At 63.3% G+C, this 14731-nt stretch carries 13 protein-coding genes; 9 read left to right on the top strand and 4 right to left on the bottom strand.

Annotated elements, in window-relative coordinates:
* Nucleotides 1-84: 84 nt before the first annotated feature.
* Complete coding sequence (locus tag IVA79_RS04570; RefSeq protein ID WP_247551416.1) at nucleotides 85-711, bottom strand: LysR family transcriptional regulator; 627 nt, start codon at nucleotides 709-711, stop codon at nucleotides 85-87.
* A gap of 127 nt (nucleotides 712-838) precedes the next feature.
* Here IVA79_RS04570 and IVA79_RS04565 point away from each other — a divergent pair, with 127 nt between their 5' ends.
* Together IVA79_RS04565 and IVA79_RS04560 are read left to right on the top strand one after the other, a co-directional pair.
* Entirely contained in the window at nucleotides 839-1231 is a 393-nt protein-coding gene (locus tag IVA79_RS04565) for a RidA family protein (protein ID WP_247550682.1), read from the top strand.
* 47 nt (nucleotides 1232-1278) lie between these two features.
* On the top strand, nucleotides 1279-1980 hold the full coding sequence (locus tag IVA79_RS04560; protein WP_247550681.1) for an L-2-amino-thiazoline-4-carboxylic acid hydrolase: 702 nt from the start codon (nucleotides 1279-1281) through the stop codon (nucleotides 1978-1980).
* A 218-nt stretch (nucleotides 1981-2198) separates the two neighbouring features.
* On the opposite strand, the gene IVA79_RS04555 is transcribed toward IVA79_RS04560, so the two are convergent.
* The 3 genes from IVA79_RS04555 to IVA79_RS04545 are packed head-to-tail and all read right to left on the bottom strand — an operon-like array spanning nucleotide 2199 to nucleotide 5782.
* Nucleotides 2199-3224: an ABC transporter permease gene (locus IVA79_RS04555; RefSeq protein WP_247550680.1), complete on the bottom strand. Its 1026-nt coding sequence runs from the start codon at nucleotides 3222-3224 to the stop codon at nucleotides 2199-2201.
* 11 nt (nucleotides 3225-3235) lie between these two features.
* Nucleotides 3236-4738 carry a sugar ABC transporter ATP-binding protein gene (locus IVA79_RS04550; RefSeq protein WP_247550679.1) on the bottom strand — a complete coding sequence of 501 codons (1503 nt, stop codon included), beginning with the start codon at nucleotides 4736-4738 and terminating at the stop codon, nucleotides 3236-3238.
* Between the two features lie 21 nt (nucleotides 4739-4759).
* Nucleotides 4760-5782, bottom strand: coding sequence for a sugar ABC transporter substrate-binding protein (locus tag IVA79_RS04545; RefSeq protein ID WP_246921063.1), 1023 nt, complete (start codon nucleotides 5780-5782; stop codon nucleotides 4760-4762).
* Between the two features lie 724 nt (nucleotides 5783-6506).
* On the opposite strand from IVA79_RS04545, the gene IVA79_RS04540 reads away from it, so the two are divergent.
* The 7 genes from IVA79_RS04540 (at nucleotide 6507) to IVA79_RS04510 (ending at nucleotide 14729) form a co-directional block, all read left to right on the top strand.
* Nucleotides 6507-6893, top strand: coding sequence for a DUF2946 domain-containing protein (locus IVA79_RS04540; RefSeq protein ID WP_247550678.1), 387 nt, complete (start codon nucleotides 6507-6509; stop codon nucleotides 6891-6893).
* An 84-nt stretch (nucleotides 6894-6977) separates the two neighbouring features.
* Nucleotides 6978-9185: a TonB-dependent receptor gene (locus IVA79_RS04535; protein ID WP_247550677.1), complete on the top strand. Its 2208-nt coding sequence runs from the start codon at nucleotides 6978-6980 to the stop codon at nucleotides 9183-9185.
* A gap of 68 nt (nucleotides 9186-9253) precedes the next feature.
* On the top strand, nucleotides 9254-9787 hold the full coding sequence (locus tag IVA79_RS04530; RefSeq protein WP_247550676.1) for a copper chaperone PCu(A)C: 534 nt from the start codon (nucleotides 9254-9256) through the stop codon (nucleotides 9785-9787).
* Nucleotides 9788-9816: 29 nt separating this feature from the next.
* The gene (locus IVA79_RS04525) at nucleotides 9817-10332 is read left to right on the top strand and encodes a YcnI family protein (RefSeq protein ID WP_247550675.1); all 516 of its coding nucleotides are present in this window, start codon (nucleotides 9817-9819) and stop codon (nucleotides 10330-10332) included.
* A complete protein-coding gene (locus IVA79_RS04520) occupies nucleotides 10332-11894 on the top strand; it encodes a CopD family protein (protein WP_247550674.1) in 1563 nt (520 codons plus the stop codon). Before IVA79_RS04525 ends, IVA79_RS04520 begins: the two co-directional genes overlap by 1 nt.
* 144 nt (nucleotides 11895-12038) lie before the next feature.
* Complete coding sequence (proS, locus tag IVA79_RS04515) at nucleotides 12039-13358, top strand: proline--tRNA ligase (RefSeq protein ID WP_247550673.1); 1320 nt, start codon at nucleotides 12039-12041, stop codon at nucleotides 13356-13358.
* 90 nt (nucleotides 13359-13448) lie between these two features.
* Nucleotides 13449-14729, top strand: a complete 1281-nt coding sequence (locus tag IVA79_RS04510; protein WP_247550672.1) for a lipoprotein-releasing ABC transporter permease subunit — start codon at nucleotides 13449-13451, stop codon at nucleotides 14727-14729.
* The last annotated feature ends 2 nt before the right edge of the window (nucleotides 14730-14731 follow it).

Below are 14731 nucleotides of genomic sequence, written 5' to 3'. Positions count from 1 at the left end.
CTTCGAGGCTCCGTTTGCGATGCTTTGGCATCGCAAGCGTCGCGCCTCAGGATGACGGGGCACCAATTGGCTCGGCCGCCTCTTTCAACGTCCGCTGATGCCGACCAGACGCGGGCGCGGGTTCGCGCGCGGTTTCTCGGCCGGCAAAGCGCGCAGCCACGCGCGGAAGCTGACGACTTCAGGGCAGTCTGCCGTGCCTTCTGGTGCCATCAGCCAATCGCCGAGACCTGATCCCTCATTGATCCGTTCGCAGCGATAGCCGGGATGGCGGCCAAGTCCGCGGGCGATCAGTAGATCGACCTTGCCCTCGACCAACTCGTGCAAGCCGGCGGGCTGCAGCACCCGCAAACCGATCTCCGCGTGCGTGCTGCGAAACTCCTCCAATTCGAGCCGGCGCAGGTCGAGGCTGCCATGGACCCCCAATTGCAGCAGCACCGCGCCCGCCGGCTTCAATTGCGAGGTCGCCTCGGCAATGTGACGAAAGCCTTCGGATATCCCAGGCAAATAGGCCTGGCCGGCTGCGGTGAGGATGAGCTGCTTATGCAGCCGATCGAACAGGCGTACGCCGAGGCGCGCCTCCAGCGCCTTCACCTGCTGCCCCACGGCGGCAGGCGTTACGTGCAACTCGTGTGCGGCCAGCTTGAAGCTGAGATGCCGCGCGGCGGCTTCGAAGGCGCGGAGCGCGTTGAGTGGGGGAAGGGCGTAGGTCATCGCGCCGCACTTTGACACCGAATGGTTCTGCGCTTGCAATAGATTTTCTTGCGTTGAACCGCAGGAATGATGCTTTGCGCCGCCACCATGCCGCCGGATAGGGTTCGCTCTGCAATCGGAGAAACCCATGCCCCCAGCTCACATCGTCAGCCACAATCCTGCAACAATCAACGCGCCCCTGGGCGGCTACAGCATGGGACTTGAACTGAAGCAGCATCGCCGCCTGTTGTTCATCAGCGGCCAGGTCCCTGAAAGCTCCGACGGCGCCGTGCCCGAAGGCTTTGAGGCGCAATGCGAGCAGGCCTGGCGCAACGTCAAGGAAGTGCTCGCCGTAGCCGGCCTCAGCGTTGCGCATCTGGTCAAGGTCACGACGTTCCTGACTGACCGCAACCAGGTTGTGACCAACCGTGCCATCCGGCGCGCGATGCTCGGCGATCATCAGCCCGCGTTGACTGTCGTGATCGTCGAGACTGTTGACAGCAAATGGCTGCTGGAGATCGAAGCGATCGCCGCGGAATGAGCCGGGCTTTGCCGGCTTCGCAGTGAAACAACCAGATCAGGTGTCCAATGGCTGAGATCATCCATCCCTTCTACGAGACGCATCGGGGCGCCATGGAAGCCGTCATGCGCCATCGGCTCGACCTTGCCGAAGCGATGTTGCGCGATCGTGCGGACCTGCCCGAGATCGATGCGATCCGGGAGGAGGTGATGGACGAATTCGCGGTCGTACTCGCCCAGATGCCCTATGTCGGAGGGGCGGCAAGCCGCATGAGCGATTTTTATATGCGTCTCATGGGCTTCATGGCCATCAGCCGCGTGCTCCGGCGACACGGCGTGCCGCTGCCCGTGATCGGCGACATCGAGCGGGAAACCTACAAGGCGCAACTGCTCACGGTGCCCGAAGCGGAACGTCTCGCCGCGGGGCGCCAATTCATGTCGTCGGAAAACCAGGCGTTGCTCCGCGAGCAGGCCGCAGAAAGCGCCACGAAAGGCCATCAGGACGCATTTCCGGAAGATTTCGTCTACGATTTCGTCGAGCCAGGGCCGGATGACCACTTTGAATTCGGCATCAACTACAAGGCCTGCGGCTTTTGCAAATTCGCCGCACGTCATGGGGACAAGGAAATCCTGCCGAACATCTGCGGGCTCGATTTCGACGCATATGCAACGCGCGGCATTCGTCTGGAGCGGACGCAAACGCTGGCCGGCGGCGCCAGCCATTGCGATTTCAGATTTTCGAGGGTTGCGGATATCGAACCGTCACCCTGAGGTGCCGGAGCGCAGCGGAGGCCTCGATGACCTCGAAAGGGCGACGGCCCGGCTGCATCTCGGCCGTTCAACCTTCGAGGCTCCGCATGCGATGCTTTCGCATCGCCTGCCTCGCACCTCAGGATGACGGGTCGCGACCTCACCGATAACCCGTTGATTCTGCTAGCCCCGGCTACTGTGCATGGGGTTGTTTTCGCGCTTTTTGATGCGCGGGGTCTTTACTCCGCCGCTTTTTCCCTCAGTCGCTGCGCATAGACGTTGATGACCAGCGCCGCCAGCAGGATCAGGCCGCGGATCAGGATTTTCAGGAAGCTGTCGATGTTGACGTGGTCGAGGCCGTTGTTGAGGACGCCGAGGACGAACAGCCCGACGATGGTGTTGCCGATGCCGCCGCGGCCGCCGAACAGGCTGGTGCCGCCGACGACGACGGCGGCGATGGAGTCGAGCAGATAGGTGTCGAACTCGTTCTGCTGCGCGCTGCCGAAATGGGCGACGCCGAGCATGCCGCCGATGCCGGAGCAGACCGCCGAGATCACCATCACAGCACCGAGGATGAGCTTGACGTTGAGACCGGAATATTCGGCGGCCTCGCGGTTGCCCCCGACCATGTAGACGTAGCGGCCGAAGCGCGTGTAGGTCAGCACCAGATGGCCGCCGAGCAGCATGATGGCGGCGACGATGACGATCCAGGGAATGCCGCCGATCGAGCCCGAGCCGAGCGTCGTGATCAGGCTCGGCACCTTGTAGGCGATCTGGCCGCGCACCAGCAGGGCCGAGATGCCGGCCGCGATCTGCATCATCGCCAAGGTCATGATAAAGGAGGGGATGCCGATCACGGTCAGCCCGAGCGCATTGACGAGGCCGAGCAGGGCGCAGAGCAGGATCGACAGGATGATCGCGACCGCGCCGGGCAGCGGGATGTTGGCGATGTTGACGTAGGATTCCTGCAGCGTGAAATAGGCGACGGCAATGCCGGTGACGTTGGCGATGCTGGCGATCGACAGGTCGATCTCGGCGCAGAGGATCACGAAAGTGAGGCCGACCGCGATGATGCCGGTCACCGACACCTGGGTCAGGATGTTGCCGAGATTGTCCAGCGTCGCGAAGGAGGGGCTGGCGAAGGCGAAGAAGCCGGACAGGAAGATCAGCGTCAGAAACGGCGCGATGTTGCGCATTTGCGAGCGCAGGAAAGGCGCGAGGCCTCGTGACCGCGGACCTGCCGCCAAAGCCGTCTCACTGCTCATGTGCTTCTCCGTCACGCCGCTTCCAGCAGGCGGTCCTTGCTGACCGGCTCGTTCTTGAATTCCCGCACCATTGCGCCGCGCTTGAGCACGAGGATCCGGTCGGCCAGCGACAGAACCGTTTCCGGCTCGGTCGACAGCACGATGATCGCAAGCCCCTTGGCGCGGAGGTCGCGGACGATGTTGATGACGTCGTTCTTGGCGCCGACATCCATGCCGCGTGTCGGCTCGCACAGCACCAGAAGCTTTGGCGGATGGGTCAGCCATTTCGCCAGCGCGACCTTCTGCTGGTTGCCGCCGGAGAGCATGCCGAGGTCGAGGCCGACCACCGGCGGCCTGATCTGCAATTGCTCGACTTGGCGCTGAGCAATGTCGCGCTCCTGCGCCGGCTTCAGCAGCAGGGCCGAGATACGGTCCAGAATGCTGATAGAGATGTTCTTGTAGACCGGCTCCTGGTGAAACAGCATGTCGCGCCGGCTCTCCGGCACCAGCGCGACGCCAGCGCGCCGCGCCGCCGCCGTGCTGGCGAAGGTCTTTGGCTTGCCCTCGACGAGAAGCGTGCCGGCGTCCGGCTTCAGCTTGCCGAACAGGATGCGCGACAGCTCCTGCTGGCCGCAGCCCATGAAGCCGTAGATGCCGAGCACCTCGCCGGCGCGGGCCTCGAAGGAGACGTCCTGGAGGCTGCGGGCGAGCGAAAGCTGGTCGACCTTCAGGATCACCGAGCTTCCGCTCGGCTGTGGCAACATCAGATCGTCGGTGTAGCTGTGTTCGAGCGCTTCGCCGCCGCGGCCGATCATCGCTTCGATCAGCGCGCCCTTGCTGGTCGCGGCGCTCGCGGTCTCCGCGACCTTCCGGCCGTTGCGGAACACGGTCACGGTATCGGACACGCGCAAGATGTCCTCGATGAAATGCGAGATGAAGACGATGGCAGTGCCTTGCTCGCGCAGCCGCCTGAGCGTTGCGAACAGACGCTCGACCTCGGGCGGGGAGAGGGCGGAGGTCGGCTCGTCCAGGATGACGATGCGGGCGCCGGAAAACAGCACGCGCGCGATCTCGATCAGCTGCTGCAGCCCGATCGGAAGGTCGCCGAGCCGCGACATGGGATCGACGTCGATACCGAAGCGGGCGAGCTGCTCGCCGGCCTCGCGCGCCATGCGCCGCCATTGCACGAGGCCAAGGGCGTTGGTCGGTTGGTTGCCGAGGAAGACGTTCTCGGCGACCGTGAGGTCGGGCGCGACGGAGAGCTCCTGATGCACCATCGCGATGCCGGCCGCGTGGGCGTCGCGGGCCGAGCGGAAATGCGTCTCCGCGCCGTCGATCAGGAAGCGGCCGGAGAATTCGGTGTGCACGCCGGCGATGATCTTCATCAGCGTGCTTTTTCCGGCGCCATTCTCGCCGACGAGACCGTGGATCTCGCCGGGAAGAAGCGCGAAGTCGACACCACGAAGCGCTTCGACGCCGCCGAAGCTCTTCGTGATGCCCTGCAGTTCAAGGATGGGCGAGCGACCCTCAGACATGAAAGTTCAGATCTTGCAGGCTCAGATCAGGAAGTGATCCTGCATCCACTGCATCCCGGCGGCGTTGGCCTTGGTCACGACCGGGCCGTCGGTGACGACATTCTTGGGAATGCCCTGTCCGCTCTTCTCGCCGCCGACCACGGCCGAGACGCCCGCGATAATGGCGCCGCCATGGATGCGGCAGGAGGGATTGCGGACGGTCGCGAACATGCGGCCTTCGCTCACCGCTTGGATCGCCGGCGGCATGGCGTCGACGCCGCCGATCAGGATGTTGGTGCGGCCGCGCGCCTTCATGATGTTGGCCGCGGCGAGCGCCATGTCGTCATTGTGGAAGAACGCCGCATCGATCTGTGGATACTTGGTCAGGTAGGTTTCCCACAGACGCGCCGTCTTGGAGACGTCCCAGTCGGCCGGCTGGGTGTCGAGCACCTCGATCCCCGGGAATTGCTTGACCACCGAGGTGAAGCCCTTGGCCCGTCCTTGCGCACCGGTATGGCCGAGCGCGCCCTGAGTCATGATGATCTTGCCCTTGCCGCCCATCGCATTGCACAGCGCCTGGGTCACCGAGGCGCCCATGAACTCGTTGTCGGGGGCGAGGAAGGAGTGGACGTTGATCTGATCGAGCGGCGCAATCAGCGTATCCATGTCGATCACGGGCGTGCCGGCGTCGATCATCTTCTGCACGGGCTGGGTGAGAGTGCCGATGCCGAAGGCCTGGATCGCGACGAAATCCCATTTCTGCGAGGCCATGTTGTCGATCGCCGCGCGCTGCTTCACCGCGTCGAGCTGGCCATCGAACCAGGTGACCTCGACGTTGAACAGCTTGCCCCAGAATTCCGCGGCCTGCTTGCCCTGTGCGCACCAGGTGGCCTGAAGGCCCGCATTGGAGAACGCCGCCTTCAACGGCTTCTCGCTGCGTCCGACTTCGGCGGCCAGTGCTGGATTTATGCCCATGCTGCCGAAGAGGGCAGCTCCGGCGCCGGCGGTCGCTGCCGCCTGAAGAAGATCGCGCCTCGTCGTCGAGAAATCTTTCGTCCCGGACATTGCTCGCTCCCATAAATTTTATCGTCGGCGCGTCATTGATTGCGCGACCGATGTTCGAAAGTGTCTCACAAGAGTTGATGCTACTCAATCTGCATCGTGCGACGACTTTCGCTGGCGATCAGGAGGAAATGTCCGCTGCGCGTCCCGGCAAATCGAGGGTCGCTCCGATCGTCAGCGCGAGCGTTGCGACGAGCGCGCAAGACGCGGCCGCGATCTTAAGACGTCGTTCGATCAGATTGGATCAAGCCATCAACCGCGCGTCAGCCTCGCGGACAAAAAAAGAGCGGGGCCCTGGCCCCGCTCAAAAATTGTGTCGACCCTATTATCCCCGATTCTAAGATTTGCTCTTGATTGACGGGGCGACGCTGCATTTTGCGCGCCAGGGGCTCCTCCCGAGACTTGGACCACCAGGCCTCGACCTTGCGGTCAGCGCCTGAGCAAGAGGGATGCTAGATCAACTTTTCTCACTTGTCATCATTTTCAGCAACGAATGTTCAAATTTCCATCAGTTGACGAAACGATTGGGCGCTTAGGCCCCCAAGTATATGACAAATAAAAGAAATCTGTGGGTGGCCGGGCCGTTTGAGATGCCTCAAATGCCCAAACCCGATGCCATGCCGGGTTACCGGGTCACGGTTTTCGCCAAATTTGCGCTGGGCCAAGTCGGCGGTGGAACTGACCTCGACTTGGGGCCGGGCACGGTGTTTAGTTAGCACGCGAACGAATGGTTCGGCGGATGCACGCTCGGCTACAAAAATTCCTGCCCCTGGTCCTGCTCGCTTTGGTGATGCAGGTGCTGGCGCCGATCGCCGCCTGCTGGGCGACCGGCCTTGCCGTTGCCGATCCGCTGTCCGCTGGAATCATCTGTCACAGTGCGAGCGATCAAAGCGGGCCGAGCGACCGGAGCGGCGCGCCGCCCGCACATGCCGGTGCGTGCGCGCTGTGTTGCCTGGCCCAGGCCAATGCGTCGCTCGACTCGCCGACGCACGCGGCACTCCCGATTCTCATCCGCCATGCCGAGCCCGTGGTGTGGCATCCAGCAGATGCGCTCGCCATCGGCGCTTACGATGGCTCCAGCGCCCAGGCACGCGCACCACCTCAATTTTCCTGACGTAGCGACGAATCTGCCCCGGCGGCGGTGCTGCACGGGAATTCGCAATGCACCGGCGCTCGCGCTGGTATCAGGAATTGTCTCATGTCTCGCCTTGAGTTGCTCCAAAACGCGTCCGCGCGCGGAATCATGCTTGTTTCTCTCTCTGCCCTCTCCCTGCCACAGCTTGCCGATGCGCAGGAAAGTCGGCGCGAGCTTCCTCCCGTGATCGTGGACTCGCCACGGCAGAAGCGTGCTGCGCCGGCCCGCCCGCAGCGAACTGCCGTCCGATCGACGCGCGCACGCACCGCGGCTCCGCAACAAGCGGCACCCCCGCAGGGGGAGGGCGCCAGTGGTCCGGGTGCGTTGACCGTTCTGACCGCGCAGCAGGCCCTTGCGGAAATCAATCAGACGCCGGGCGGTGTGGCACTGGTGACGGCCGATGCTTACCGGAACTCCACGCCCGCGAGCACAATCAAGGACGTTCTGGATTACGTGCCCGGCGTTTTTGCCCAGCCCAAATGGGGCGACGACACCCGGCTCTCGATTCGCGGCTCCGGTCTATCGCGCAATTTCCATCTGCGCGGCGTGCAGCTTTATATGGACGGTATTCCGATCAACACCGCCGATGGCTACGGCGACTTTCAGGAGATTGGCCCGACGGCCTACAAATACGTCGAAGTCTACAAAGGCGGGAACGCGCTCCAGTTCGGTGCGAATTCGCTCGGTGGTGCGATTAATTTCGTGACGCCCACGGGCCGCGATGCGCTCCCGAATGGTGTGTCGTTCGACATCGGAGGGTTTGGCTTCAAACGCCTTCAGACGAACGCAGGAGGCTTCAACGGGCCTTGGGACGGTTTCGTGACCGCTTCCACGCAGGCCGCGGATAGATTTCGCGATCACAGCTTCGGGTCGAGCAGCCGCTTGAGCGGCAATGTCGGCTATCAGTTTTCGCCGGATTTCGAGACGCGCTTCTATCTCAATGCCAACGAGGTGCGGCAACGCATTCCCGGCACCGTCACCAAGACGTCTGCGCTGAACAATCCCGAGGCTGCAGCTCCGGCAAATGTTGCCATGGATCAGCAGCGCAATATCGACACGGTCAGGCTTGCAAACAAGACGACGATCCGTTTCGACGAGACCAGGGTTGAATTCGGTGCCTTCGGCGTCGATCGCCATCTGATGCATCCGATTTTCCAGTGGCTCGACTATCGCTACAAGGATTACGGGGGCTTCGCGAAAGTGACCGACGAGCGGTTCATCGGCGGCTTCCGCAACAGGCTGGTCGCAGGTGTCAACGTGCTGAACGGCAGCATCGACAATCAGCAATTCGCCAACATTGCCGGACAAAAGGGAGCGCTGCGCTCATCGTCGATCGATCGATCGAAGAACACGTCCGTCTACGTTGAAGACAGCTTCTATTTCCTTCCCAGTGTTGCAGCGATCGCCGGGACGCAGTTTCTCCATGCAACGCGCAACCGGCAGGACCGTTTTCTCAGCGACGGCGATCAATCGGGGGCAACCCGCTTCAATCTGTGGTCGCCGAAAACGGGCTTGCTGTGGCAAATCGATCCGACATGGCAGGCTTTCGCCAACGTCTCGCGGAGCGGCGAGGTGCCGAGCTTCGGCGAGAGCTCAAATGGTCCGGGCATTCCGACGATTCCGTTCACCAGCATCCGCCCCCAGATCGCGACGACCTACGAGATCGGGACGCGCATGCGGCGGCCGGACTATTCGTGGGAACTGACGGCCTATCGCGCCAACATCCGCGACGAACTGCTGTGCCTTTATAGCGCCTTCGGCAATTGCAACGTGACCAATGCGGATCAGACCATCCACCAGGGCATCGAAGCCGGCGGGGGAGCCGCGATCTTCCGCGATATCTTCGTGATGGGGAGCGCGCCGGACAAAGTGTGGCTCAACCTGGCGTACACCTATAACGACTTTCGCTTCGACAACGATGCTACGTTCGGCAACAATCAGTTGCCGGGGGCGCCTCGTCACTATTTGCGCGCCGAATTGCTCTACAAGCATCCGACAGGCCTCTATATCGGACCGAACGTCGAATGGGTGCCGAAGGCCTATTTCGTTGACAGCATGAATACGCTGACGACAGAGTCTTATGCATTGTTGGGACTGAAGGCCGGTTTTGACAATGGCGGTCCGTTCTCTGCGTATGTCGAGGGCCGTAATCTCACCAATCGGACCTATATTGCGAGCGCCAGCATCATCGATCGTGCGACAGCGGCGTCGGCTTTGTTCGAGCCGGGAACGGGCCGGGCAATTTACACCGGAATGAGGTATCGATGGTAGGCGCTGCGGGTTCGCTGAAACAACGTCGGCCCTACGCGGTCGGTCGGATCAACCATGAGGGAACCAAAATGAGCAAGACCCGACAAACACTCTTGGCAATTGCCATTCTGCTGAGCTGCAGCGCGACCGCATTCGCCGACGACGTCAAGGCCGGCGAACTCGTGATCTCGCAGGCGTGGAGCCGCGCGACGCCGGGCGGCGCGAAGGTCGCCGGCGGCTATCTGACCATCGAGAACAAGGGGACGGCTGCGGACAGGCTGGTCAGCGTGTCCGCCGATATCGCAGGCAAGAGCGAGATTCACGAGATGGCCATGGACAATGGCGTCATGAAGATGCGCCCGCTCGACAAGGGGCTCGCGATCGATCCCGGCAAGGCGGTGAAGCTCGCGCCCGGCGGCAATCATTTGATGCTGCAGGAGCTGAAGGGCCCGTTCAAGCAGGGCGACAAGGTGCCGGTGACGCTGCAATTCGAGAAGGCCGGCAAAGTCGCCGTCTCCCTCGATGTTCAGGGCGTCGGTGCGCAAGCGCCTGGCGATGCCGGGCATTCCGGACATATGGACATGAAGAAAATGCCGGATCATTCGGGAATGAAAATGAAGTGAGACCGATCTGGGCTCTCGGGAGACCGAACATGAAGCGATCCTGCCTGGTCCTGATTGCCGCGCTCGCCGCCTCGCCGGCGGCGGCGCATGTCTCGCTCGAGACCAAGCAAGCCACAGTCGGCGCGTCGTACAAGGCTGTGTTCACCGTGCCGCACGGCTGCTCGGGCTCGCCGACGGTGAAGATCCGCGTGCAGATCCCGGAAGGGGTGATCGCAGTGAAGCCGATGCCGAAGGCGGGCTGGAATGTCGACGTCGTCGAGGGCAAATATGCCGGCGAATATGACTATCACGGCAACAAGCTCTCCTCCGGCGTCAAGGAGGTGGCGTGGTCCGGCGGCAAGCTGCCGGACAAGAACTACGACGAGTTCGTCATGCACACGGTCCTGACCGACACGCTCAAGCCGAACACGACGCTGTACTTCCCCGTCGTCCAGGAATGCGAGACCGGCGTCAGCCGCTGGATCGAGATTCCTGCGGAGGGGGCAAAGCACTCACACGAGGGCAAGTCGCCGGCGCCGGGCCTGAAACTGTTGCCAAAGCCCTGATGCGCCTGCTTGCCGCGCTCGCGACGCTGCTCCTCGCTGCCGGCTTCGCGAGTGCGGCGTGGGCGCACGCAGCGCTGATCTCGGTCGAGCCGGCGAGCGGCAGCGTGCTCGCGGCCGCGCCCAAGGCGGTGGAGCTGCGCTTCAACGAAATGGTGACGCCGGGCGCGATCCGGCTGATCGACGGTGCGGGCAGGGCGCGGGACGATACAGGTGTCAGTGCATCGGGCGAGACGATTTCGGTCGCGTTGCCGACGGACTTGCCTGAGGGGACCGCGGTCGTCAGCTATCGCGTGATCTCACAGGACGGCCATCCCGTCACGGGATCGGTGATCTTCTCGATCGGCACGCCGACGGCGACGAAGCCTCCAGCCGCCGTGGACGGCGGGTTGAACGCGTTGATCTGGCTAGTGCGGATCGGCCTTTATGTCGGACTGTTCGTCGGCGTCGGCGGCGTGTTCTTCGCGCGCTGGGTTGCATGGTCGATGAACGGCATGGCTGTCCCGCGCCTGGCGCTCGCCCTCGGCCTTCCGAGCGCGGTGGCGTCCGTTGGCGTGTTGGGCCTCGATCTCCTCGGGCTGCCTCCAACTGCGCTCGCGACGGCTGGTCCCTGGAAGGTCGCATTTGCAACCAGTGCAGGTCCTGCCTTGACGGTTGCCCTCACAGCCATGCTGTTCGCATGGATGGCGCTGCGCAGCGGATGGTACGCGCGCGCTCTTGCGATGATCGCATTCATCGGCGTCGGCCTGTCGCTCGCCATGACCGGGCACGCCGCGACGGCGCCGCCTGAGGTGCTGACACGTCCGGCGGTCTTTCTCCATGGACTCGGTGTCACCATCTGGATCGGCGCTTTCGCGCCGCTTGTCACGCTAATGTCGCGGCCGACGACGGCGACGCTCCCGATCGTCAATCGCTTTTCCCGCATTGCTGCGCTCGCGGTCGGCGTGTTGGCATTGACCGGCCTCGCACTCGCGATCGTGCAGCTCGAAAAGCCGGGAGCGCTGGTCGCGACCCGTTACGGGCTGATCCTCTCGACCAAGCTCGTCCTGGTCACAGGATTGCTGGCGCTGGCCGCGCTCAATCGGTTTCGGCTGACGCCGGCTCTGGCCAGGAACGAGACAGCGACGGCCGCCCTCAAGCGCTCGGTCCTGCTCGAAAGCGTTGTCGCCCTCACCATCCTGGCTGTGGTCGCCGGCTGGCGCTTCACGCCGCCGCCGCGGACGATGGTTCCCGAGACGCCTTTGGCGATCCACATCCACAGCGACAAGGCGATGTTCCAGGTCCTGGTCTCTCCGGGCAGGCCGGGGCTCGACGATTTCGTGCTCCAGCTCATGACCGGCGAGGGGACGCCGCTTGTGGCCAAGGAGGTGACGTTGACGCTGAGCCTGCCCGAGCGCGGCATCGAGCCGATGGAGCGGAAGGCCTTGCCAGAGCCGGACGGCTATTGGCATGCGCGCAAGGTCGAGCTTCCCTTTGCCGGCCGCTGGCATGTCCGGATCGACGCGCTGGTGACCGACTTCGAGCAAATCAGGCTCGAAGATGAACTCGACGTCGCGTTGCCGTAAGGCACAGCTCATGCTGAACCTGAAGTCCGACGGAAAAATGACAGGAATTCCGTTGCCTTAGCGGCTTTTCCTCAGTCCCGGTCTTGTGTTTTCGCTCTCAATCCGGTTTCACTGCAACCGGTCACTGATTCCCAGAGTATTGCCATGCGGTTGTCGCGGTTCTTTCTGCCCATCCTGAAGGAAAATCCGAAAGAGGCGGAGATCGTCTCGCATCGGCTGATGCTGCGCGCGGGCATGATCCGGCAGGAGGCGGCCGGCATCTATGCCTGGCTGCCGCTCGGCTTTCGCGTGCTGAAGAAGATCGAGCAGATCGTGCGCGAGGAGCAGGACCGCTCCGGCGCGATCGAAGTGCTGATGCCGACCTTGCAGCTTGCCGACCTCTGGCGCGAGAGCGGCCGCTACGACGCCTATGGTCCGGAGATGCTGCGCATCGCCGACCGCCACAAGCGCGAGCTGCTGTACGGGCCGACCAACGAGGAAATGATCACCGAGATCTTCCGCGCCTATGTGAAGTCCTACAAGAACCTGCCGCTGAATCTCTACCATATCCAATGGAAATTCCGCGACGAGCAGCGTCCGCGTTTCGGCGTGATGCGCGGCCGCGAGTTCCTGATGAAGGACGCCTATTCGTTCGACCTCAACGAGGCCGCGGCGCGCGTCGCCTACAACAAGATGTTCGTGGCTTACCTGCGCACCTTCGCGCGGATGGGGCTGAAGGCGATCCCGATGCGGGCCGAGACCGGTCCGATCGGCGGCGACCTCAGCCACGAGTTCATCGTGCTGGCCGAAACCGGCGAATCCGGCGTCTTCATCAATCGCGACGTGCTGGATCTGCCTGTGCCCGGCGAGGACGTCGATTATGAGAGCGACCTGACGCCGATCATCAAGCAGTGGACCTCGGTCTACGCCGCCACCGAAGACGTCCACGATGCCGCACGCTTCGAGCAGGAAGTGCCTGCGGAGAAGCGGGTGAACACCCGCGGCATCGAGGTCGGGCAGATCTTCTATTTCGGCACGAAATATTCCGAGCCGATGAAGGCGTTGGTGGCGGGGCCTGATGGCGTCGACGTGCCGATCCATGGCGGCTCCTATGGCGTCGGCGTCTCGCGCCTTCTCGGTGCCATCATCGAGGCCTGCCATGACGATGCCGGCATCAAATGGCCGGAGGCGGTGGCGCCGTTCCGCGTGTCGATCCTCAACCTCAAGCAGGGCGATGCCGCCGTCGATGCGGCCTGCGAGAAGCTCTATGCCGAGCTCAGCGCCAAGGGCGTCGACGTGCTCTATGACGACACCGACCAGCGCGCCGGCGCCAAGTTTGCCGCCGCCGACCTGATCGGCATCCCCTGGCAGATCATGATCGGGCCGAAGGGGCTCGCCGACGGCAAGGTCGAGATCAAGCGGCGAAGTGACGGCGCCCGCGAGACCATGTCGCCTGCCGACGCGGTCGCAAGACTTGTGGGCTGATAAGGCTGGTCGGCTGAATATTGTTCATCGCGCGATATCGCGGCCGCCAATCCGGCCACATTTGACCCCGAATCATGGGATTATCGAGCGATGGATGAGACCATGACCGAAACCGTGCAGACCGCGCCTTTTGCGCCATTCGAGTGGATGCTGTCGGGGCGCTATTTGCGGGCGCGCCGCAAGGAGGGATTCATCTCGGTCATCGCCGGGTTCTCCTTTCTCGGCATCATGCTGGGCGTGGCGACGCTGATTATCGTCATGGCCGTCATGAACGGCTTCCGCAAGGAGCTGCTCGACAAGATCCTGGGGCTGAACGGCCACATCCTGGTCCAGCCGCTGGAATCGCCGCTGACCGACTGGAAGGACGTCGCCGACCGCCTCAGCCAGGTCCAGGGCATCCGGCTGGCCGCGCCGGTGGTCGACGGCCAGGCGCTGGCATCATCGCCCTGGAACGCCTCGGGCGTGCTGGTGCGCGGCATCCGCTCCGACGACCTCAACAACCTCACCTCGATCGCCAAGAACATCAAGCAGGGCTCGCTCGAAGGCTTTGACGAGGGGCAGGGCGTCGCGATCGGCCGACGGCTCGCCGACCAGCTGTCGCTGCATGCCGGCGACAGCATCACGCTGGTGGCGCCGAAGGGCGCGGTCACGCCGATGGGCACGACGCCGCGCATCAAGCCGTACAAGATCGTCGCGGTGTTCGAGATCGGCATGTCCGAATACGATCTCGGCTTCGTGTTCATGCCGCTGGCCGAAGCGCAGGCCTATTTCAACCGCAGCAACGACGTCACCTCGATCGAGGTGTTCACCACCAACCCCGACAAGATCGACGCCTTTCGCAAGGCGGTGACGGAGGCGGCGGGACGTCCGGTGTTCCTGGTCGACTGGCGGCAGCGCAACTCGACCTTCTTCAACGCGCTCCAGGTAGAGCGCAACGTGATGTTCCTGATCCTGACCATGATCGTGCTGGTCGCGGCGCTCAACATCGTGTCCGGCCTGATCATGCTGGTGAAGGACAAGGGCAGCGACATCGCGATCCTGCGCACGATGGGCGCCTCGCAAGGATCGATCATGCGGATCTTCCTGATCACGGGCGCCTCGATCGGCGTGGTCGGTACGATGGTCGGCTTCTTCGTCGGCCTCGTGATCTGCCTCAACATCGAATCGATCAGGCAATTCCTGTCCTGGCTGACCTCGACCGAGCTGTTCTCGCCGGAACTCTATTTCCTGTCGAAGCTGCCCGCCGAGATCGATGTCGGCGAGACCACGGCCGTCGTCATCATGGCGCTGACGCTGTCGTTCCTGGCGACGCTGTATCCGTCGTGGCGCGCCGCGCGCCTCGATCCCGTCGAAGCGCTCCGGTACGAGTGAGG

This window comes from Bradyrhizobium sp. 138 (assembly GCF_023074075.1).
Classification (GTDB): domain Bacteria; phylum Pseudomonadota; class Alphaproteobacteria; order Rhizobiales; family Xanthobacteraceae; genus Bradyrhizobium.
Note: the sequence above shows the minus strand (reverse complement) of the source record. Positions and strands in the feature narration are given on the sequence as shown.